The organism is Streptomyces longwoodensis, assembly GCF_001514125.1.
GTDB lineage: Bacteria > Actinomycetota > Actinomycetes > Streptomycetales > Streptomycetaceae > Streptomyces > Streptomyces longwoodensis.
This window is the reverse complement of sequence record NZ_KQ948560.1, coordinates 309468-329909: the sequence shown is the minus strand read 5'-3', so window position 1 is coordinate 329909 and position 20442 is coordinate 309468. Positions and strand designations below refer to the sequence as shown.

The following is a 20442-nucleotide window of genomic DNA, read 5'->3' as shown; positions in this document are numbered from 1 at the left end:
CCTAGGGGGTGTCCCGCCCCGGCGAAGCACCCCACCAACCTCACCCGTTACGGGTGGTTCCCCGCCCCCGGTCCTCCCCCATGCTCGGAGGACGGAGTGCAACTCGCTGCGGCGCACCGAGGAACCTCGCTGCGGCTCACCGAGGAAATGAGGAAGCGACCATGAGCAGGACCATGAGCTCGACCCCCCGCTCGGACACCTCCCAGGCCTGGGCCGGCGGGCTGACGGCGTTCGCCGCCGTCCTGCTGTTCATCGCCGGCATCCTGGACTTCTTCCGGGGGATCATGGCCATCGCCAATGACGACGTCTACCTGTCCACCCCGAACTACGTCTTCAAGTTCGACCTGACCTCCTGGGGCTGGATCCAGCTGGTCCTCGGCGTGATCGCGATGGCGGTGAGCGTCGGCCTCTTCACCCGCGCCACGTGGGCCCGGGTGGTCGGCGTCGGCATCGCCGCCCTGCTGATCATCGCCAACTTCCTGTCGATCCCGTACTACCCGTTCTGGTCCCTGACCCTGATCGCGCTGTACGCCTTCGTCATCTGGGCGCTGTGCGTCGTGCGGCGGGAAGACTGACCGGACGAGGGGAACCGCCCACGTGTCCCCCCGCGGTACGGCGGTGACGTGATGCCGGGGCCCCCGCTCGCCGTCCTCGGCGTCTGCCTGGCGGCCCTGGTGGCGCTCGCGGCGGCCGCCGGGCTCGGCCGACGGCGCTGGCTGGCCCGCCGGCCGGGCGCGTTCCGCGGTGCCGCCCGGGTCGTCGAGGGCCGGGCCGACGGTCTGCACGCGCGGTGGCGGTCCGGGTACGGCCGGTGGGTCCAGGACGTCTTCGTGTGGAACTCCGCCCCGCTGCTCCTGCGGACCGCGCTGCTGCCGGTGGACGCCGTGAGCGCCCCGCGCCCGCTCGCCCCCAAGGAGGTGCGGCGCCCCCGCCACCTCACGGCGGTCACCGCGCTCACCGCCCCCCGCGCGCTGCTCGAGGTCGCCGTTCGCGCGCAGGACGAGCCGCTGGCCTGCCGGCGGCCCGCCGCGGACCCGACCGGGATCACCCGCTCACCCCGCGACCACCTCTGACCCCCAGCCCCCCCCCACAGCGAGAGGTGCCACCCGTGGCTCTGCACAAAGCCAAGGAGAGGATGATCGACGCGGCCGCCGACATCTTCACCTCACCGATCAGCGAGCAGCCCCTGTCCAAGCGGACCATCCCGGACTTCCCGGCACGGCCGGGCGTCGTCTACCAGCTGCTGCGCAACGAGCTGCTCCTCGACGGCAACGCGGCGCAGAACCTCGCCACGTTCTGCACCACCTGGACCGACGACGAGGTCCGCCGCCTGATGGACCTGTGCCTGGACAAGAACATCGTCGACAAGGACGAATACCCGCAGACCGCCGAGATCGAGTCCCGGTGCGTCAACATCCTGGCCGGCCTGTGGCACGCGCCCGTCACCGGCGACGGGTCCGAACCCTCCGTGGGGTGCTCCACCACCGGGTCCAGCGAGGCCGCCATGCTGTGCGGCCTCGCCCTGAAGTGGCGCTGGCGCGACCGCCGGCGGGCCGCCGGACAGCCGGCCGACCGGCCCAACCTGGTGTGCGGACCGGTGCAGGTCTGCTGGGAGAAGTTCGCCCGCTACTTCGACGTCGAACTGCGCCAGGTGCCGGTGGAGCCGGGCGCGACCGGCCTGCAGGCCCACCAGCTGCGCGAGTACGTCGACGAGAACACCATCGGCGTCGTGGCGATCCTCGGGGTGACCTACACCTGCACCTACGAGCCGGTGGCGGAGATCGCGGCCGAACTCGACCGTCTCCAGGCCGAGACCGGGCTCGACGTCCCCGTGCACGTCGACGCGGCGTCGGGCGGGTTCATCGCCCCGTTCCTGCACCCCGACCTGGAGTGGGACTTCCGCCTGCCCAGGGTCGCCTCGATCAACGCCTCCAGCCACAAGTACGGCATGGCCCCCCTCGGCGTGGGCTGGGCCCTGTGGCGCGACAAGGCGGCGCTGCCGGACGACCTGGTCTTCCACGTCGACTACCTCGGCGGCGACATGCCCACCCTCGCCCTGAACTTCTCCCGCCCCGGCGGCCAGGTCGTCGCCCAGTACTTCATGTTCCTGCGCCTGGGCCGCGAGGGGTACCGGCGCGTCTACCAGGCGTGCGCCGACACGGCACAGCACCTCGCCCGGCAGATCGCCGACATGGGCCCCTTCACCCTGCTCTACGACGGCACCGGGGCCCTGCCCGCCGTGTCCTGGACCCTGACCGACCCCGGCGCGGTCGGCTGGAGCCTGTACGACCTGTCCGACCAGCTCCGCATGCGCGGCTGGCAGGTCCCGTCCTACCCGCTGCCGCCCGACCGCCAGGAGACGGTGATCCAGCGGGTGCTCGTGCGGCACGGCGTCGACCGGGACGAGATCGAACTCCTCGCCGAGGACCTCCGCCGGGCGATCACCCGCCTCGACAAGGGACACCCGCAGGACGCGGACCGCGTCAGCTTCCACCACTGACCGCGTCGGCCGCCGGGGGCTGCGCCGCCGGCTCCAGCCGCACGGAGGTGACGTAGGAGACCGCGACCGCCGTGATGACCAGCGGCATGACCGTCAGGCCGTCGCTCCCCATGAGCAGCGTGGCCAGGAGCACGGACGTCAGGGGCAGCCGGAGGATGGCCACGCACATGCCGCCGATACCCATCGCGAACGCCGGTGCCAGGGACAGCCCGGGGCAGTGGGACAGCGCGATGCCGCCCACCGCCCCCACGAACATGGACGGGAAGACCATGCCGCCCCGCAAGCAGCTCATGGACACCCCGTAGGCGAGTGCCTTGCACACCAGCAGCAGCAGGAGGGCGCCGACCGAGTACCCCGCGCTGCCGTCCAGCAGGGGGCCCAGCGCGTTCTGACCGGAGTACAGCACCTCGGACGCGGCCCTTCCGCTGCCCTCGGCGTAGGCCAGCGCGAGCCCCCCGACGGCCAGCCCCGCGAGCACGCTGCCGCGCACCGCCCGGGGTGCGATGCGTGCCTCCAGCAGGACGCCGAGCCGTTTGATGCCCGTGCCGAGGCAGGCGGCGGCGACCCCGGTGACCAGGGCCCAGCCGAACTCGGCGGCGGTGGGCGCGTGCGCGTGCGGGATGTCGTTCAGCGTCAGCGAATAGGTGCCCAGACCGGTCCACGAGCCCAGTCCGGTGAACATCAGGGCGCCGATGCCGGACGCGAGCAGGCCCGGCACCAGCACCACGTCCAGCAGGGCGCCCGCGAGTCCCGACGCCTCCATCAGCAGGAACGCCCCGAGCAGCGGGGAGCCGAGGAGGGTGCTGATCGCGGCGAAGCTCCCGGCCGCCCCCATCGACGCGACCACGTTCGGCGGTGCGCCGCGCACGACGAGCCGTACCGCGACCGCGCCCAGCCCCGCGCCCAGCGCGATCAGCGGTGCCTCCGGGCCGAGGACCGCGCCGAGCCCGAGGGAGGCCAGTGCGGCGAGGACGACACCGGGGAGGTCGCGGGCCGCGGGGGCCCCCTTGGCCGACAGTCCCTCGGTGGGCCGGTGGCCGGCCGTCCCCGGCAGGTGGCGGATGGTCAGCGCCGTCAGCAGGCCGGCCAGGGCGAGCAGGGGCAGCGGCCACCAGGACGGGGTGTCGTGGAAGCCGAGGGCCCGGGGCAGGTCGGTGTAGGTCCACGACTGCAGCTTGTCGGTCAGCGCGAGGAAGCCGAACGCCACCGCTGCCACGGGAGCGCCGAGGACGGCGGCCAGCAGCAGGAGCACCGGGTAGCCGCGTCCCCGCACGACGGCGAGCGGATCGCCCGGCTGTGCCGTGGGTGGTCCAGCGCCAACGGCCGACATGTCCTCAGCCCCCTGAAGGATCGCCACACGAGGTTCGCCCCACCGGGGCACCGCCGCGCCCTGGCTCACGACGTGACGGTCCGTCACACGATGTCATCCGGCGCACGGGGCGCCCGTCCCCGGCGAGCGCGTGACCCGCCTTTCATCCGGGCGGCCCAACGGCGGCCGAGGCCCCGGCGGGCAGGCCGTGCCCGCCGGAGCTAGGTTGGAAGGCCAGGTCGGAGACGGTCGCCGGGGGCTCCGCTCCTCGGTGACGACTGCATGGAGCGTGCGCCATGACCGACAACCACCACTCCGGTGACGAGACCCGGCACCTCACGCCCCGCGAGAGGGCCGCCCGCGGGAAGGCCGCCCGCTCGGCCGCCCCCCGATCCGGCCACGCCGAGTTCTCGCCCCCGCCCCGGCGCACCGACCCGGTGGAGACCATCGAGGCCCAGTCGGCCCGGCGCGTGCCGGAACTCGTGCCGATCCGCTACGCCCGGATGAGCGAGTCACCGTTCCGGTTCTACCGGGGTGCCGCCGCCATCATGGCCGCCGACCTGGCCGGGACGCCCCGCAGCGGCATCACGACCCAGCTGTGCGGTGACGCCCACTGCCTGAACTTCCGGCTGCTCGCGTCCCCGGAACGGCGCCTGATGTTCGACATCAACGACTTCGACGAGACCCTGCCGGGCCCGTGGGAGTGGGACGTCAAGCGCCTGTCGGCGAGCCTCGCCATCGCGGGCCGGGCGAACGGCTTCTCCGCGAGGGAGCGGGCCCGGGTGGTGCGCGAGGCGGTACGGGCCTACCGGGAGCGGATGCGGGCGCTCGCCCGGCTGGGCAACCTCGACGTCTGGTACACCCGCTTCGAGGCGGACGAACTGCAGCAGCAGTTCGCCCCGGTGCTGAGCGCCAAGACCCGGGACCGCTGGGCGCAGGCCCGGGACCGGGCCCGCGCGCACGACACCCTCCAGGTGTTCGACAAGCTCACGCACGTGGTCGACTGCGAGCGCCTGATCGCTCCCGACCCGCCGCTGCTGATGCGGCTCGAGGACCTGCTGCCACGGGCCGAACGCGACGCGCTGCGGACGGAGATCAGCCGGCTGATCGAGCGGTACGCACGGACCCTGCAGTCGGACCGCCGGTTCCTGCTGCGGGGCTACCGGGTCGCCGACATGGCGCGCAAGGTCGTCGGCGTGGGCAGCGTCGGCACCCGCTGCTGGATCGTGCTGCTGCTCGGCAAGGACGACGAGGACCCGCTCTTCCTCCAGGCCAAGGAGGCCGACGAGTCCGTCCTGGCGCCGTACGCCGGCGCGAGCGCGTACCCCACCCAGGGCGAACGCGTGGTCTCCGGACAGCGCCTCATGCAGGCCACCAGCGACATCTTCCTCGGCTGGGAGCGGGTCCAGGGCATCGACGGCAGGCGCCGCGACTTCTACGTGCGGCAGCTGCGGGACTGGAAGGGCATCGCGGTGACCGAGACCATGCCGCCGCGGACGATGGCCGTCTTCGCCCGCCTGTGCGGCGCCACGCTGGCCCGGGCCCACGCCAGGTCCGGCGACCGGATCGCCATCGCGTCCTACCTGGGCCGCGGCGACGTCTTCGACCGGGCACTGGCGGCCTTCGCGGAGCGGTACGCGGACCAGAACGAGAGGGACCACGAGGCCCTGCTCGACGCGGTCCGGACCGGCCGGGTCACCGCCCGGGCGGCCTGAGCGGCCCGAGGGGGGAACACCCCGGTGCCGTGAGATAGCTCACGCGAGCGTCACGGCGGCCGACGAAACCAGTAACGGGCCCCTGCGGTGACTTCCGTCACTCGCAGAGACCCGTTCACCGGTTCTCACTGTGCGCGAGGGGGGAGTTGAACCCCCACGCCCTTGCGGGCACTGGAACCTGAATCCAGCGCGTCTGCCTATTCCGCCACCCGCGCATTGGGTGTGTCCTCCGGCTCCGTTCCTTTCGGCCCGGCGCCTTCCGACACGCAGAACATTAGCACGCTGGACGGGGTGGATTCACATCCGTTCCGCCCGCCCGCACGACCCCCGGACCCACACCCCGGCGGCCCGCACGGCGCCGGACCCCCCGGCTCCCACCAGCCCCTGACGTCTCAGGGAGAACCGGTTCACGTATCAACCTCGTACCGGTGCCCCCTCGTCCGTCCACAGCCGGACGGAGTCCACAGCCAGGTGCGGGACACTGGTCGGCAGCCACCTCTACGATCCTGGGCAGAAGTACGGCAGGACGCTTCGGCGGACGGTCCGGCGGAACCCGTCGCCCAGGTCGTTCACCCGGGTCGTAAAGGGGGAACCAGCCGATTCACCGCCGCGTGGATACGATCAGTAAGCAGTACCGGCACGACCGGTGCGACCAGCAGTACCCGGCAAGACCCCGGCACAGCAGCTACGACGGAGGAGGTGCCCCATGGGAGTCCTGAAGAAGTTCGAGCAGCGTCTCGAGGGTCTGGTCAACGGCACCTTCGCCAAGGTCTTCAAGTCCGAGGTCCAGCCCGTGGAGATCGCGGGCGCGCTCCAGCGCGAGTGCGACAACAACGCGACCATCTGGAACCGCGACCGCACGGTCGTCCCCAACGACTTCATCGTGGAGCTGAGCGCCCCGGACCACGAGCGCCTCAGCCCCTACTCCGGCCAGCTGGGCGACGAGCTCGCCGGCATGGTCCGCGACTACGCCAAGCAGCAGCGCTACACCTTCATGGGCCCCATCAAGGTGCACCTGGAGAAGGCGGACGACCTCGACACCGGCCTGTACCGGGTGCGCAGCCGTACGCTCGCCTCCTCCAGCAACCAGCAGGCCCCCGCGGCCGCGCCCGCCGCGGGCCCGCGCCCCGGCGGCTACGGCTACCCGCCGGCCGCCCCGGCCGGTGCCCCGCCCATGCCCGCCGCCCCGCCGCCCGGCGCCCCCGGCGCCCGTCCCGGCGGCTACGGCTACCCGCCCGCCGCCGGCCGCCCGGCCGGCGGTGGACTCGCCGGCGCCCCGCAGCCCGGGGCGCGCACCCGCTACTGGATCGAGATCAACGGCACCCGCCACCAGATCTCCCGCCCGACGCTCGTGCTGGGCCGCAGCACCGAGGCCGACGTGCGGATCGACGACCCCGGCGTGTCCCGCCGGCACTGCGAGATCCGGACCGGAACGCCCTCGACGATCCAGGACCTCGGCTCCACCAACGGCATCGTGGTGGACGGGCAGCACACCACCCGCGCTACGCTCCGCGACGGCTCGCGGATCGTCGTGGGCAGCACCACCGTTATCTATAGGCAAGCCGAAGGGTGAAGCGGGGGCAATGTCAGAGCTGACCCTCACGGTCATGCGGCTCGGGTTCCTGGCCGTACTGTGGCTGTTCGTGATCGTGGCCGTGCAGGTCATCCGCAGCGACCTGTTCGGTACGCGCGTCACCCAGCGCTCGGCGCGCCGGGACGCCGCACGGCCGCAGCAGGACCGGCGCCAGGCGCCGCCGCAGCAGCGCCAGCAGCCGGCCGCCGGCGGCGGCCGCGCGCGGCGCAACGCCCCCACCAAGCTGGTCGTCACCGAGGGCACCCTCACCGGTACGACGGTCGCGCTGCAGTCGCAGACCATCACCCTGGGCCGCGCGCACGACAGCACGATCGTGCTGGACGACGACTACGCCTCGAGCCGCCATGCCAGGATCTACCCGGACCGCGACGGCCAGTGGATCGTCGAGGACCTCGGGTCCACCAACGGCACGTACCTCGACCGGACCCGCCTCACGACTCCCACGCCGATTCCGCTGGGTGCACCGATCCGGATCGGCAAGACCGTCATCGAGCTGCGGAAGTAGTGCTACATCATGAGTGAGCGCGAGCGGAGCGAGCACGCACTGGCGGCCGGCACCCCGGGCCCCGGCGCGCTCCCGACCGGAGGGTGGGCAGTGTGGCTCGACACGACCGGCTGTACCCGGAGCCGACGGGCGAGGTGGGCATGAGTCTGTCACTGCGCTTCGCCGCCGGATCGCACAAGGGGATGATCCGCGAGGGCAACGAGGACTCCGGTTACGCCGGTCCGCGCCTGCTCGCCATCGCCGACGGCATGGGCGGCGCCGCCGCGGGCGAGGTCGCGTCCTCCGAGGCCATCTCCACCATCGTGGCCCTCGACGACGACATCCCCGGCTCGGACGTGCTCACCTCGCTCGGCCAGGCCGTCCAGCGCGCCAACGACCAGCTGCGCTCGATGGTCGACGAGGACCCCCAGCTGGAGGGCATGGGCACCACGCTCACCGCCCTGCTGTGGACCGGTCAGCGCCTCGGCCTGGTGCACGTCGGCGACTCGCGCGCCTACCTGCTGCGCGACGGCGTCCTCACCCAGATCACCCAGGACCACACCTGGGTGCAGCGCCTGGTCGACGAGGGCCGCATCACCGAGGAAGAGGCCACCACCCACCCCCAGCGCTCCCTGCTGATGCGGGCGCTCGGCAGCGGCGAGCACGTGGACCCGGACCTGTCGATCCGCGAGGTCCGGGCCGGCGACCGCTACCTGATCTGCTCCGACGGCCTGTCCGGCGTGGTCTCGCACCAGACGCTGGAGGACACCCTCGCGAGCTACCAGGGCCCGCAGGAGACCGTCCAGGAACTCATCCAGCTCGCGCTGCGCGGCGGCGGCCCCGACAACATCACCGTGATCGTCGCGGACGTGCTCGACCTGGACACCGGCGACACCCTCGCCGGGCAGCTGTCCGACACCCCGGTGGTGGTCGGCGCGGTCGCCGAGAACCAGAGCCAGCTGCACGACAACAGCATCATGCAGACCCCGGCCGGCCGTGCCGCCGGCCTCGGCCGGCACGCGGCGGGCGGCGGCGGCCAGTTCGGCCCGCCCGGCTCCGGCGACACCACCGGCTTCGTGCCCACCGGGGACTACGGCGGCCTGGACTACTCCGACGACGACTTCGTCAAGCAGCGCAGCGGCCGCAAGTGGGTGAAGCGGTCGTTCTACACGGTGCTCGCGCTGGCCGTCGTCGGCGGCGCGCTGTACGGCGGCTGGCGCTGGACGCAGACCCAGTACTACGTCGGCACCAAGGGCGAGCACGTGGCGCTCTACCGGGGCATCAGCCAGGACCTGGCCTGGCTGAGTCTGTCCGAGGTGGAGAAGGACCACCCCGAGATCGAACTCAAGTACCTGCCGCCGTACCAGCAGAAGCTGGTGCAGGCCACGATCGCCGAGGGCAGCCTGCCCACCGCCCAGAAGAAGATCGACGAGCTCTCCGTGCTGGCGTCCGCGTGCAGGAAGCAGGACCAGGCCGTGGGAACCAGTCCCGCCGCACCCCCGTCCAAGCCGTCGCCGAGCGCGTCCGCCTCGGGCGCCGCCAAGCCGTCCTCGTCCCCCTCGCCCTCCCCGTCCGCGACCGCCACTCCCAGCCCCGGCGTCAGCCTGTCGGAGGAAGAGAAAGAGGTCGTCTCGCAGTGCGGTAAGCAGTAGGCAAGCCGTGAGAGGCCCCGTCACACGATGAGCAGTACTACCAACACGCCGACGCACCACACGTCCACGATCGGCTCGATCGGAGCGCCGAGCCGGCGCAACACCGAGCTCGCGCTGCTCGTGTTCGCCGTCGTCATCCCGGTCTTCGCCTACGCCAACGTGGGCCTCGCCCTGAACGAGCAGGTGCCGTCCGGCCTGCTGAGCTACGGACTCGGGCTCGGCCTGCTGGCCGGCGTCGCCCACCTCGTCGTCCGCAAGTTCGCGCCGTACGCCGACCCGCTGCTGCTGCCGCTGGCCACGCTGCTCAACGGGCTGGGGCTGGTCGCCATCTGGCGCCTCGACCAGTCGAAGCTGCTCCAGCGCATCCACCAGGCGGGCACCGCCGCGCCCCGGCAGCTGCTGTACACGGCGCTGGGCATCGCCCTGTTCATCGTGGTGCTGATCTTCCTCAAGGACCACCGGGTCCTGCAGCGCTACACCTACATCTCCATGGTGGGCGCGCTGTTCCTGCTGCTGCTCCCGCTGGTGCCGGGCCTCGGCCAGAACATCTACGGCGCCAAGATCTGGATCTCGGTCGCGGGCTTCTCCATCCAGCCCGGTGAGTTCGCCAAGATCGTGCTGGCGATCTTCTTCGCGGGCTACCTGATGGTGAAGCGCGACGCGCTGGCCCTGGCCAGCCGCCGTGTCCTCGGCGTGTACCTGCCGCGCGGGCGCGACCTCGGCCCGATCATCGTGGTCTGGGCGATCTCGATCCTCATCCTGGTCTTCGAGACCGACCTCGGCACGTCGCTGCTGTTCTTCGGAATGTTCGTCATCATGCTGTACGTCGCCACCGAGCGGACCAGCTGGATCTTCTTCGGTCTGCTGATGTCCTCGGTCGGCGCCGTCGGCGTGGCGAGCATCGAGCCGCACGTGAAGATGCGTGTCCAGGCGTGGCTGGACCCCATGCACGAGTACGCGCTGTCCCAGCAGGGCGTACCCGGCCACTCCGAGCAGGCCATGCAGGCGCTGTGGGCGTTCGGCTCCGGCGGCACCCTCGGCACCGGCTGGGGCCAGGGCCACTCCGAGCTGATCAAGTTCGCCGCGAACTCCGACTTCATCCTCGCCACCTTCGGCGAGGAGCTGGGCCTGGCCGGCCTGATGGCGCTGCTGCTGATCTACGGCCTGATCGTGGAGCGCGGCGTGCGCACCGCCCTCGCCGCCCGCGACCCGTTCGGCAAGCTGCTGGCGATCGGCCTGTCCGGCGCGTTCGCCCTCCAGGTCTTCGTCGTCGCCGGCGGCGTCATGGGCCTCATCCCGCTGACCGGCATGACGATGCCCTTCCTGGCGTACGGCGGCTCCTCCGTCATCGCCAACTGGGCGCTCATCGGCATCCTGCTGCGCATCAGCGACACCGCGCGCCGCCCGGCCCCCGCCCCCGCCACCAACCCCGACGCCGAGATGACCCAGGTGGTCCGCCCGTCATGAACAAGCCCCTGCGCCGGATCGCGATCTTCTGCGGACTGCTCGTCCTCACCCTGCTCATCCGCGACAACTGGCTCCAGTACGTCAAGGCCGACGACCTGGCCACGGACGACAAGAACCGCCGCGTCAACATCGCGCGCTACGCGACCCCGCGCGGCGACATCATCGTCGGCGGCAAGGCGATCACCGGCTCGGTGGAGAACACCAGCGGCGACTTCAAGTACAAGCGCACCTGGAAGGACGGCGCCATGTGGGCGCCGGTCACCGGGTACTCCTCGCAGGCCTTCGGCGCCAACCAGCTCGAGGCGCTGGAGGACGGCATCCTCACCGGCAACGACGACCGGCTCTTCTTCCGCAACACGCTCGACATGATCACGGGCAAGAAGAAGGAGGGCGGCAGCGTCGTCACCACCCTCAACGCGGCCGCGCAGAAGGCCGCCTACGAGGGCCTGGGCAACAACAAGGGCGCGGTCGCCGCGCTCGACCCGGCCACCGGCAAGATCCTGGCGCTGGTCTCCACGCCGTCGTACGACCCGTCGAAGTTCGCGGGCAACACCGACGACGACGCCAAGGCGTGGAACGCGGTGCAGAAGAAGAACGACCGCGACGACCCGATGCTCAACCGGGCGCTGCGCGAGACCTACCCGCCGGGCTCGACCTTCAAGGTCGTCACCGCCGCGGCCGCGCTGGAGAACGGCAAGGTCTCCGGCATCGACGACAAGACCGACTCCCCGCTGCCCTACCAGCTCCCGGACTCCCGGACCGAGCTGAAGAACGAGGGCAACATCCCCTGCGAGAACGCGACCCTGCGCATAGCGCTGCGCTACTCGTGCAACACCGTCTTCGCCAAGCTCTCCGACAGCGTGGGCAACGAGAAGATGATCGAGCAGGCGGAGAAGTTCGGCTTCAACAACAAGAAGCTGGACACCCCGGTGCGCGCCGCGCAGAGCGTCTACCCCGAGGACAACCGGCCGCAGAACGCCATGGACGGCATCGGCCAGGCGTCCAACACCGCCACCCCGCTGCAGATGGCCATGGTCGCCTCGGCCGTCGCCAACGACGGCAAGCTGATGCAGCCGTACATGGTCGACCAGCTGCGCGCCTCCAACCTGGACGTCATCGAGACCACGCAGCCCAAGCAGTTCTCCCAGGCCGTCTCCTCGGAGACCGCGCAGAAGCTCCAGCAGATGATGGAGACCGTGGTCAAGGAGGGCACCGGAACCAAGGCGCAGATCGACGGCGTCACCGTCGGCGGCAAGACCGGTACCGCCCAGCACGGCCTGAACAACAGCGAGAAGCCGTACGCGTGGTTCATCTCCTACGCCAAGCTGTCGGACGGCAGCTCGCCGGTGGCCGTCGCGGTGGTCGTCGAGGACGGCGCCGCCAACCGTGACGACATCACCGGCGGTGGCCTCGCCGCCCCGATCGCCAAGGCCGTCATGGAGGCCGTCATCGGCACCAAGAAGTGACCCTGCCCACACCGCCTGCACATCGGTGCACGTTGCGATACCGGTCCTGTATCGGGTGACGGGCTTGGCCAGGTCACACAGAGCGAGCCGGGTACGGTATGCCCGGTGGGCACACCGCCGGACCCAACAGGGTGCGGTCGGGACCGACGGAGAGGGCTGGTAGGTAGCTTATGGAAGAGCCGCGTCGCCTCGGCGGCCGGTACGAGCTGGGCCAGGTGCTCGGCCGCGGTGGCATGGCCGAGGTCTACCTCGCGCATGACACCCGCCTGGGCCGCACCGTGGCGGTGAAGACGCTGCGCGCGGACCTCGCGCGCGACCCTTCCTTCCAGGCCCGGTTCCGCCGGGAGGCCCAGTCGGCCGCCTCGCTCAACCATCCCGCGATCGTGGCGGTCTACGACACGGGCGAGGACTACATCGACGGGGTCTCGATCCCGTACATCGTCATGGAGTACGTCGACGGCTCCACGCTCCGTGAGCTGCTGCACTCCGGCCGCAAGCTGCTGCCGGAGCGCTCGATGGAGATGACCATCGGCATCCTCCAGGGCCTGGAGTACGCCCACCGCAGCGGCATCGTGCACCGTGACATCAAGCCGGCGAACGTCATGCTGACGCGCACCGGCCAGGTCAAGGTGATGGACTTCGGCATCGCCCGCGCCATGGGCGACTCCGGCATGACCATGACCCAGACCGCGGCGGTCATCGGCACCGCCCAGTACCTGTCGCCCGAGCAGGCCAAGGGCGAGCAGGTCGACGCCCGGTCCGACCTGTACTCCACGGGCTGTCTGCTCTACGAACTGCTGACGGTACGGCCCCCGTTCGTCGGCGACTCCCCCGTGGCCGTCGCCTACCAGCACGTCCGCGAGGAGCCGCAGCCGCCGAGCGTGTTCGACCCCGAGATCACGCCCGAGATGGATGCCATCGTCCTGCGCGCGCTGGTCAAGGACCCCAACTACCGCTACCAGTCCGCCGACGAGATGCGGGCCGACATCGAGGCCTGCCTCGACGGCCAGCCGGTCGCGGCCACGGCGGCGATGGGCTCGGTCGGCTACGGCGGCTACCCCGACGACCAGGCGACCACGGCCCTGCGCTCGGACGCGGGCGGCGGCGCGACCACGATGCTGCCCCCGACGAACCCGGACGACGGCGGTTACGGCTACGACGACCGCCCGGACCGGCGCCGCCAGAAGAAGTCGAACACCTCGACCATCCTGCTGGTCGTCGCGGCCGTGCTGGTCCTGGTCGGCGCCATCCTGATCGGCAAGTGGGCCTTCGGCGGCGGGGGCGCGGGCAACGACACCGTGTCGGTGCCGACCTTCGTGGACCAGACGAAGGCCCAGGCGCAGACCATGGCGACCAACGCCGACCTGAAGCTGGCGTTCACCGAGAAGCCCTGCGAGAACACCGAGACCGGCAAGGTCTGCTCGCAGAACCCGACCCCCGGCAACGAGGTCGACAAGGGCTCCACGGTCACCCTGGTGGTCTCGACGGGCGCGCCGAAGGTGAGCGTGCCCAACGTGATCGACCTCAGCCTCGACGACGCCAAGTCGAAGCTGGAGGGCGACGACTACCAGTTCGACGTGAAGACCGAGACGCGGGAGTCGTCCCGTGACCCCGGCACGGTCCTCGAGCAGAACCCGCCCTCCGGCAAGGAGGTCGAGAAGGGCTCCACGATCACCCTCACGGTCGCCAAGGCCGTGGAGAAGGCGACCGTCCCCGACGTCTCCGGCAAGTCCTGCGACGACGCCAAGGCCCAGATGAAGGACAACGGCCTCAAGGGCAACTGCACCGAGGTCGACGTCCAGGACCCGAACCAGGTCGGCAAGGTCGTCTCGACCAGCCCGGGCATCGGCAGCTCGGTCGACAAGGACTCCACGGTCCAGATCAACATCGGCAGGAGCAGTCAGACCCAGGTCCCGCAGAACCTGCAGGGGCTGAGCCTGAAGGACGCCAAGAAGGCGATCCAGGACGCGGGGCTGAACGTCGGCACCGTGGGCCCGGCCCAGGACGACAACGCCCTCGTGGTGGGGTCGGACCCCCAGCCGGGCAGCACCGTCAACAAGGGCAGCGCGGTCAACCTGGCGACGGTTCCCGGGAACAACAACGGCGGGAACAACGGCGGGAACGACAACGGCGGCACCCAGTTCTTCGGGGGGCTCACCGGAGGCTCGGGCCGCGAGGACTGACACCCGGCGCCCCCTCCCGGAGCGAACGGAAGCCCCGGCACTCGACGAGTGCCGGGGCTTCGCCGTTCAGGCCGCTCGGCCGGCGCTCAGCGCAGTTCCTGCGGCGGGGTGCGCTCGGCGTCCACCTTCTGCACCCGGACCAGTTCGCCCCACACGACGTAGCGGTAGCGGCTGGTGTAGACGGGGGTGCAGGTGGTCAGCGTGATGTAGTGGCCGGCCTTGGTCCGCCCGGACTCCTTCGGGACCCGCCCGAGGACCTTGACGTTGTACTTGGAGGTCTCCGGGAGGATCGCGAAGACCTTGTACACGTACCAGTCGTCGCGCGTCTCGAAGACGATCGGGTCGCCCTCGTCGAGCTTGTCGATGTTGTGGAACTTGGCGCCGTGGCCGTCCCGGTGCGCGGCGAGGGAGAAGTTGCCCGGCTTGCCGGTCATGGGGAGCGTGGCCCTGACCGGGTCGGTGTAGTAGCCGGCGACGCCCTCGTTGAGGACCTTCGAGGTGGTGCCCTTCTCGACCAGGACCTCGCCGTTGCTCATGGCGGGCACGTGCAGGAAGCCGATGCCGTCCCGGGTGTCGAGCGCGCCGGGCCCGGTGTCCTGGTGCTCCCACTGGTCGCGCACCTTGTCGGCCTGCGCGTCGGCGTGCCGGTCGGCGACGACGTTGGTCCACCACAGCGAGTAGACGACGAACAGGCCGAGCACCAGACCGGCCGTGATGAGGAGTTCCCCGAGGACGCTGACGGCCGTCGCCACCGGTCCGGGCCGCCGTGCGGGCGGGGACGCGGGGGACGGGGACGCGGCGGACGGCGGGGGAGCCGGTGCCGACGGGCCGCTGTGTTCCCCGGTGCCGTCTGTGGTCGCTGCCACGGTGTCATCCGCCCCTACTCTACGAGCGCATCCGGTTTGCCCTTGCTGCGCGGCCGTTCCTCGACCATCTTGCCCCAGACGATCAGGCGGTACTTGCTGGTGAACTCCGGAGTGCACGTCGTGAGGGTGATGTACCGGCCCGGCCCGGTGAATCCGGACCCCTTCGGCACGGGGTCGAGCACGCTCACGTTGCTGGGCGAGGTCACCGGCAGCGTCGAGGCCACCTTGTACACGAAGTACTCGTCCTGGGTCTCGACGACCACCGCGTCGCCGGGCTTGAGCCGGTTGATGTACCGGAAGGGCTCACCGTGGGTGTTGCGGTGGCCCGCGAGCCCGAAGTTGCCGGTCTTCGCGTCCGGCATCGCGGTCCGCAGGGCGCCGTCGCCGTAGTGCCCGACCATGCCCTTGTCGAGGACCTTCTTGTTGCTGACGCCCTCGGCGATCGGGACGACCACGTCCAGCGCGGGGATGTGCAGCAGGGCGAAGCCCTGGCCCGGCGAGAAGGTGCCGGGGTTGCGCCGGCCGCTGGCCCAGTCGTCCTGGAGGCTGCTGGCCTCCCGGTCGGCCTGGGCGTGCGCGCGCACGTTGGTCCACCACAGCTGGTAGGTGACGAACAGCAGCATCAGCACGCCGGCGGTGATGAACAGCTCGCCGACGGCCCGGCTGGCGACGACCGCGGGGCCCGGTCTGCTGGCCCGCGCCCGGCGCCGGGCCTCGACCCGGGAGAGGGGCCGGCCGTCGTCGGCCGCGCGACGCGGTGGTTCCTGGGGCCCGTTGGCGCCCTCGGGCCCCCCGCGGCGCCCGTGACGGCGCTTGGCGGCCTTCCTGCGGGCCGCACGGCCGCCTCCGGGGGCCACAGGGGCGTGAGGGGCCGATGGGCCGTCAGGGGCCGTCAGGGGCCTCCCGTAGGGCTGGGCCTCCTCCGGTGCCTCCGCGAGGCGCAGGGCCATCGTCTCGTCGTCGGGGAGCGGGCCGTACGGGGCCCCCGCGCCGGGAACGCCGAAGGACCCGTACGCCGTGCCGTACGAGTCCTCGCGCTCCGGGCGCAGCGCGGTCACGCCGTGGCCCTGCCCACCACCGGGGCGAGCCCCGCCGACCTCGCCACCGCGTCCCGGTCGCCGCACTCGACGAGCCAGTTGGCCAGCATCCGGTGGCCGTGCTCGGTGAGCACCGACTCGGGGTGGAACTGCACGCCCTCGACCGGCAGCTCGCGGTGCCTGAGCCCCATGATGATCCCGTCGTGGGTGCGGGCGGTGACCTCCAGCTCGGCGGGCACGGTCGTCGGCAGCGCCGCCAGCGAGTGGTACCGGGTCGCGGTGAACGGCGACGGCAGCCCGGCGAAAACGCCCCGGCCCTCGTGCTCGACCGGCGAGGTCTTGCCGTGCAGCAGCTCGGGCGCCCGGTCGACGAAACCGCCGTACGCCACCTGCATCGACTGCATGCCCAGGCAGACGCCGAAGACCGGGACGCCGGTGGCCGCGCAGTGGCGGACCATGTCGACGCAGACCCCCGCCTGCTCGGGCGTGCCCGGGCCGGGCGACAGCAGCACGCCGTCGAAGCCGTCCTGCGCGTGGGAGGTGGAGACCTCGTCGTTGCGCAGGACCTCGCACTCGGCGCCCAGCTGGTACAGGTACTGGACCAGGTTGAAGACGAAGCTGTCGTAGTTGTCCACGACGAGAATGCGCGCGCTCACTGGTTGTCCACCGTCACATCGTTGAAGGGAAGCAGCGGTTCGGCCCACGGGAACACGTACTGGAAGAGGACGTAGACCACGGCCAGAGCGAGCACGAGCGCGATCAGCGCCTTGCTCCACGCGTTGCCCGGCAGATGCCGCCAGATCCAGCCGTACATGCCGTCCCTTCCGTCGTACCACGGCACCAGACCCACGCCGTACCGCACCAGACTAGCGGCGCGGCGCCACGGGGCCCGGCGGGACGGCGTACACCCCGACTTACGTGGTACGGGGTCGAACACCTCAACGTCCGCCGGAACGGCCGGGCCGGCCGGCTACTCCACGGGCCGGGCGTAGTGCAGGTCCACCGTGCCCGAGTAGCCGGGCAGCGTCACGGTGCCGTCCTCGGTCACCTTCCAGCCCAGGCCGTAGACGTTCACGTAGACCATGTAGTTCTGGATCGCCGGTGAGTCGGCGAGCGCCTTCTGCAGCTTCGCGGGGTCCCCGACCGCCTGGATCCGGTACGGCGGCGAGTAGACCCGGCCCTGGAGGATCAGGGTGTTGCCCACGCAGCGCACGGCGCTGGTGGAGATCAGCCGCTGGTCCATGACCTTGATGCCCTGGGCGCCGCCCTGCCACAGCGCGTTCACCACGGCCTGGAGGTCCTGCTGGTGGATGACCAAGTAGTCGGGCTGCGGCTCGGGGTAGCCGGGCAGCTTGGCGGTGGCGTCGGGCGGGGCGTCGTTGAGCGTGACGGTGATCGCCCGGCCCTTGAGCTTCTGGGTGCCCGCGGTGTGTTCCAGCGCGGTGAGCTTGTCGTCCTCGGCCTGGGAGCGGCCGTCGTCGCGCTCGGCCAGGGACTCGACCTCGTCGCGCAGCGCCGCGTTGGACTCGTCGAGCTCGCCGTTCTTGCGGCTGCGCTCCTGGATGAGGTCGGACAGCTTCAGCAGGGAGGTGTCCGTGCGGATGTTGGTGCCCTTGGCGGTGTTGAAGCTGGTGAAGAAGAGGAGCCCCGCGAGCGCGAAGACCGCGACCGTCAGCACCCGCACCGGCCGGAAACGAGGCCGGGGGGCGGGGGCGTTACCCGTTGTACCCGTCCCGGGGGAGTCGGCAGAATTGCTCAACGTACCCTTATCTCCTTCGGCGCCGTAGAAGCACTACGCTAACGGACGCCCGGGGGAGCGCTCCGTGTCCCCTTGCCAGCAGGAGAGACCCTCGTGCCGAAGTCACGTATTCGCAAGAAGGCCGACTACACGCCGCCGGCGGCCAGGCAGGCGGCGGCCATCAAGTTGACCAACCGGGCCTGGGTGGCGCCGGTGATGCTGGCCATGTTCATCATCGGGCTGGCGTGGATCGTGGTCTTCTACGTGACCGACGGCTCACTGCCCATCGACAAGCTGGACAACTGGAACATCGTGGTCGGCTTCGGGTTCATCGCGGCCGGATTCGGCGTCTCGACCCAGTGGAAGTAGCTCTGACCAGGGCTGTCCGCTGAGTTATCCACAGCTGTTTTCCACAGTGGGGAAAAAGAACGACGATCTGTGGATAACTCAGCGGGGGTTGACGCCGGTGTGACGGAACTACCGGCTCAGGACCCTCACTCGAAAGCCTGTTCGCCCCCTGCCTGACCTGCGGAAACACGGGTCGGTGACAGGGGGCACAGCTGTTCCCCCACGTTGTGCACAAGATCTGCCACGCGCTGTGGACAACGAGCGCTCAGGTGAGCTGCGCGGTCCTCAGGAGCGTCATGACGACCACGGCGGCCAGGACCAGGCCGCACAGGCCGTACTGCACGAGCGCGCGGCGGTCCCGCGGCGCGTTGAACATGCCGTAGCCGATCAGCGCACCGGCGACCAGACCGCCGACGTGCGCCTGCCAGGCGATCCCGCTCCAGCCGAAGGTGATGATCAGGTTGATCACCAGCAGGGCGACCACCGGCCGCATGTCGTAGCGCTGCCGGCGCACCAGCACGGCGAAGGCACCGAAGACGCCGAAGATCGCACCGGACGCCCCGAGCGAGCCCTGGTTGGGCGCGGCGAGCACATAGGTCAGCGCCCCGCCGGCCAGCCCGGACAACAGGTACACCGCGAGGTAGCGGACCCGGCCGAGCGCCGCCTCCAGCGGGCCGCCGATCCACCACAGGCTGAGCATGTTGGACAGCACGTGGATGTAGCTGGCGTGCAGGAACATCGAGGTCAGCAGCCGGTACCACTGGCCCTCGGCGACCCCCTCGACGTGGTCCGTGCCGAGCGACGGCATGATCGCGCGCCCGATCAGCTGGAAGCGGTCCGTGAAGCTGTCGCCCACCGCCAGCTGCACCAGGAACACCGCGAGGCAGAGGCCGATCAGCACCTTGGTCACCAGGCGCGGGTCGGCGGCGACTGACCCCCCGGCGATCGTGCGGGGCGTGGAGGCGTCCGGCGCGTGCCCGGTGCCGGAACCGCTGCGCACGCACTCCGGGCACTGGAAGCCCACCGACGCGCTGACCATGCACTCCGGGCAGATGGGCCGCTCGCAGCGGGTGCAGCGGACGCCGGTCTCCCGGTCGGGGTGGCGGTAGCACCCGGGCAGGCTGCCCTGGGCGTCCGGCCGGCTGCCTGGCGCCTGTTCCATCGGATCCCTCTCCTGGCCGGTGCGCCGCCGGGGCACACCGGGCCGAACACACTGCATCGCCCTGCCCCTCCTTACGGACGGGCAGGGCGATTGGTTCCCGTCGGGCGGACCGCGCCCCGGGTCAGCGCTTCTCGACGACGACGGACTCGATCACGACGTCGTTGACCGGGCGATCGGTGCGCGGGTTGGTCGGGGTGGCCGCGATGGCGTCGACGACCTTCTGGCTCGCCGGGTCGGTGACCTCGCCGAAGATGGTGTGCTTGCGGCTGAGCCAGGCCGTCGGGGCGACCGTGACGAAGAACTGCGAGCCGTTGGTGCCCGGGCCGGCGTTGGCCATGGCCAGCAGGTAGGGGCGGTCGAAGCGCAGGTCGGGGTGGAACTCGTCCTCGAACGTGTAGCCGGGGCCCCCGGTGCCGTTGCCGAGCGGGTCGCCGCCCTGGATCATGAAGCCGCTGATCACCCGGTGGAAGACCGTGCCGTCGTAGAGCTTGTCCGTGGACTTGGCGCCGGTGGCGGGGTGGGTCCACTCCCGGCCGCCCGTCGCGAGCTCGACGAAGTTCTTGACCGTCTTGGGAGCGTGGTCCGGGAAGAGCCGGACCTCGATGTCGCCGTGGTTGGTCTTCAGGGTGGCGTACAGCTGCTCAGCCACGATGTGCCTTCCGTCGTCTCTCTGTGACCCCCCGATCCTCGCACGCCCCGCACCCCGCGTCGTGCGCGTCCGTACGGCCCCGCGGGGGGGCACGACGGCAGTCGGCGAAAAACATTCGGAGTGGCGCGGGAGGGAGCGGGCAGAGGCGATCCGTGGCATGGTCGAGGCATTGCCGACGACAAGCCCCCGTTGCCCCGTATTCATCCACCGGGCACCCAAATGCCCGCCCCCGCATGCTTCTCCACGCCGGGACAGGCATGATCCGCAAAAGG

General features: G+C 71.1%; 19 protein-coding genes and 1 tRNA gene. 11 read left to right on the top strand and 9 right to left on the bottom strand.

The annotated features are described in order from the left end of the window. The first annotated feature begins 161 nt into the window (after positions 1 to 161). From AQJ30_RS28865 to gad, 3 genes are all read left to right on the top strand, one after another. Positions 162 to 575, top strand: a complete 414-nt coding sequence (locus AQJ30_RS28865; protein ID WP_067239766.1) for a DUF7144 family membrane protein — start codon at positions 162 to 164, stop codon at positions 573 to 575. 51 nt (positions 576 to 626) lie between these two features. Next, positions 627 to 1073 carry a DUF2550 family protein gene (locus tag AQJ30_RS28860; RefSeq protein WP_159052403.1) on the top strand — a complete coding sequence of 149 codons (447 nt, stop codon included), beginning with the start codon at positions 627 to 629 and terminating at the stop codon, positions 1071 to 1073. Between the two features lie 62 nt (positions 1074 to 1135). Next, positions 1136 to 2500, top strand: coding sequence for a glutamate decarboxylase (gene gad / locus AQJ30_RS28855; RefSeq protein ID WP_067239763.1), 1365 nt, complete (start codon positions 1136 to 1138; stop codon positions 2498 to 2500). On the opposite strand, the gene AQJ30_RS28850 is transcribed toward gad, so the two are convergent. Then, positions 2484 to 3830 (bottom strand): chloride channel protein, encoded by a 1347-nt coding sequence (locus tag AQJ30_RS28850; protein WP_067239761.1) that lies wholly within the window; start codon positions 3828 to 3830, stop codon positions 2484 to 2486. The genes gad and AQJ30_RS28850 overlap by 17 nt on opposite strands. A 275-nt stretch (positions 3831 to 4105) precedes the next feature. Between AQJ30_RS28850 and AQJ30_RS28845 the strand changes: the two genes are divergently transcribed. After that, complete coding sequence (locus tag AQJ30_RS28845; RefSeq protein ID WP_067239759.1) at positions 4106 to 5524, top strand: DUF2252 domain-containing protein; 1419 nt, start codon at positions 4106 to 4108, stop codon at positions 5522 to 5524. A gap of 131 nt (positions 5525 to 5655) precedes the next feature. On the opposite strand, the gene AQJ30_RS28840 is transcribed toward AQJ30_RS28845, so the two are convergent. Further along, positions 5656 to 5739: transfer RNA gene (locus AQJ30_RS28840), tRNA-Leu, on the bottom strand. A gap of 491 nt (positions 5740 to 6230) precedes the next feature. Here AQJ30_RS28840 and AQJ30_RS28835 point away from each other — a divergent pair. The 6 genes from AQJ30_RS28835 (at position 6231) to pknB (ending at position 14370) form a co-directional block, all read left to right on the top strand. After that, on the top strand, positions 6231 to 7097 hold the full coding sequence (locus AQJ30_RS28835) for an FHA domain-containing protein (RefSeq protein ID WP_067239758.1): 867 nt from the start codon (positions 6231 to 6233) through the stop codon (positions 7095 to 7097). A 10-nt stretch (positions 7098 to 7107) separates the two neighbouring features. Then, positions 7108 to 7623, top strand: coding sequence for an FHA domain-containing protein FhaB/FipA (locus AQJ30_RS28830; RefSeq protein WP_067239756.1), 516 nt, complete (start codon positions 7108 to 7110; stop codon positions 7621 to 7623). Positions 7624 to 7763: 140 nt separating this feature from the next. Next, complete coding sequence (locus tag AQJ30_RS28825) at positions 7764 to 9254, top strand: Stp1/IreP family PP2C-type Ser/Thr phosphatase (RefSeq protein ID WP_067239804.1); 1491 nt, start codon at positions 7764 to 7766, stop codon at positions 9252 to 9254. Between the two features lie 27 nt (positions 9255 to 9281). Next, entirely contained in the window at positions 9282 to 10721 is a 1440-nt protein-coding gene (locus AQJ30_RS28820; RefSeq protein WP_067239755.1) for an FtsW/RodA/SpoVE family cell cycle protein, read from the top strand. After that, entirely contained in the window at positions 10718 to 12187 is a 1470-nt protein-coding gene (locus AQJ30_RS28815) for a penicillin-binding transpeptidase domain-containing protein (RefSeq protein WP_067239753.1), read from the top strand. The genes AQJ30_RS28820 and AQJ30_RS28815 overlap by 4 nt, the downstream gene beginning before the upstream one ends. Positions 12188 to 12357: 170 nt before the next feature. Continuing rightward, positions 12358 to 14370, top strand: a complete 2013-nt coding sequence (pknB, locus tag AQJ30_RS28810; RefSeq protein WP_067239751.1) for a Stk1 family PASTA domain-containing Ser/Thr kinase — start codon at positions 12358 to 12360, stop codon at positions 14368 to 14370. Between the two features lie 86 nt (positions 14371 to 14456). Here pknB and AQJ30_RS28805 read toward each other — a convergent pair whose 3' ends face one another. The 5 genes from AQJ30_RS28805 to AQJ30_RS28790 form a co-directional block, all read right to left on the bottom strand. After that, positions 14457 to 15236, bottom strand: coding sequence for a class E sortase (locus AQJ30_RS28805; RefSeq protein ID WP_067239749.1), 780 nt, complete (start codon positions 15234 to 15236; stop codon positions 14457 to 14459). 14 nt (positions 15237 to 15250) lie between these two features. Further along, positions 15251 to 16294: a class E sortase gene (locus AQJ30_RS28800; protein ID WP_067239748.1), complete on the bottom strand. Its 1044-nt coding sequence runs from the start codon at positions 16292 to 16294 to the stop codon at positions 15251 to 15253. Further along, positions 16291 to 16929: an aminodeoxychorismate/anthranilate synthase component II gene (locus AQJ30_RS28795; protein ID WP_067239746.1), complete on the bottom strand. Its 639-nt coding sequence runs from the start codon at positions 16927 to 16929 to the stop codon at positions 16291 to 16293. Before AQJ30_RS28795 ends, AQJ30_RS28800 begins: the two co-directional genes overlap by 4 nt. After that, the gene (locus AQJ30_RS37415; protein ID WP_211279125.1) at positions 16926 to 17087 is read right to left on the bottom strand and encodes a hypothetical protein; all 162 of its coding nucleotides are present in this window, start codon (positions 17085 to 17087) and stop codon (positions 16926 to 16928) included. The genes AQJ30_RS28795 and AQJ30_RS37415 overlap by 4 nt, the downstream gene beginning before the upstream one ends. Before the next feature lie 156 nt (positions 17088 to 17243). Beyond that, positions 17244 to 18032, bottom strand: a complete 789-nt coding sequence (locus tag AQJ30_RS28790) for a DUF881 domain-containing protein (RefSeq protein WP_067239744.1) — start codon at positions 18030 to 18032, stop codon at positions 17244 to 17246. Positions 18033 to 18125: 93 nt separating this feature from the next. Here AQJ30_RS28790 and crgA point away from each other — a divergent pair, with 93 nt between their 5' ends. Beyond that, complete coding sequence (crgA, locus tag AQJ30_RS28785; protein ID WP_067239742.1) at positions 18126 to 18380, top strand: cell division protein CrgA; 255 nt, start codon at positions 18126 to 18128, stop codon at positions 18378 to 18380. Between the two features lie 244 nt (positions 18381 to 18624). On the opposite strand, the gene AQJ30_RS28780 is transcribed toward crgA, so the two are convergent. After that, positions 18625 to 19521: a rhomboid family intramembrane serine protease gene (locus AQJ30_RS28780; protein ID WP_067239740.1), complete on the bottom strand. Its 897-nt coding sequence runs from the start codon at positions 19519 to 19521 to the stop codon at positions 18625 to 18627. Between the two features lie 121 nt (positions 19522 to 19642). Continuing rightward, positions 19643 to 20170: a peptidylprolyl isomerase gene (locus AQJ30_RS28775; RefSeq protein WP_067239738.1), complete on the bottom strand. Its 528-nt coding sequence runs from the start codon at positions 20168 to 20170 to the stop codon at positions 19643 to 19645. Positions 20171 to 20442 lie beyond the last annotated feature (272 nt).

Bases quoted from the DNA above. Each gene is read 5' to 3' on its own strand.
- AQJ30_RS28865 (WP_067239766.1), top strand. From the start codon at position 162: ATGAGCAGGACCATGAGCTCGACCCCCCGCTCGGACACCTCCCAGGCC.
- AQJ30_RS28860 (WP_159052403.1), top strand. From the start codon at position 627: ATGCCGGGGCCCCCGCTCGCCGTCCTCGGCGTCTGCCTGGCGGCCCTG.
- gad (WP_067239763.1), top strand. From the start codon at position 1,136: ATGATCGACGCGGCCGCCGACATCTTCACCTCACCGATCAGCGAGCAG.
- AQJ30_RS28850 (WP_067239761.1), bottom strand. From the start codon at position 3,830: ATGTCGGCCGTTGGCGCTGGACCACCCACGGCACAGCCGGGCGATCCG.
- AQJ30_RS28845 (WP_067239759.1), top strand. From the start codon at position 4,106: ATGACCGACAACCACCACTCCGGTGACGAGACCCGGCACCTCACGCCC.
- AQJ30_RS28835 (WP_067239758.1), top strand. From the start codon at position 6,231: ATGGGAGTCCTGAAGAAGTTCGAGCAGCGTCTCGAGGGTCTGGTCAAC.
- AQJ30_RS28830 (WP_067239756.1), top strand. From the start codon at position 7,108: ATGTCAGAGCTGACCCTCACGGTCATGCGGCTCGGGTTCCTGGCCGTA.
- AQJ30_RS28825 (WP_067239804.1), top strand. From the start codon at position 7,764: ATGAGTCTGTCACTGCGCTTCGCCGCCGGATCGCACAAGGGGATGATC.
- AQJ30_RS28820 (WP_067239755.1), top strand. From the start codon at position 9,282: ATGAGCAGTACTACCAACACGCCGACGCACCACACGTCCACGATCGGC.
- AQJ30_RS28815 (WP_067239753.1), top strand. From the start codon at position 10,718: ATGAACAAGCCCCTGCGCCGGATCGCGATCTTCTGCGGACTGCTCGTC.
- pknB (WP_067239751.1), top strand. From the start codon at position 12,358: ATGGAAGAGCCGCGTCGCCTCGGCGGCCGGTACGAGCTGGGCCAGGTG.
- AQJ30_RS37415 (WP_211279125.1), bottom strand. From the start codon at position 17,087: ATGTACGGCTGGATCTGGCGGCATCTGCCGGGCAACGCGTGGAGCAAG.
- AQJ30_RS28780 (WP_067239740.1), bottom strand. From the start codon at position 19,521: ATGGAACAGGCGCCAGGCAGCCGGCCGGACGCCCAGGGCAGCCTGCCC.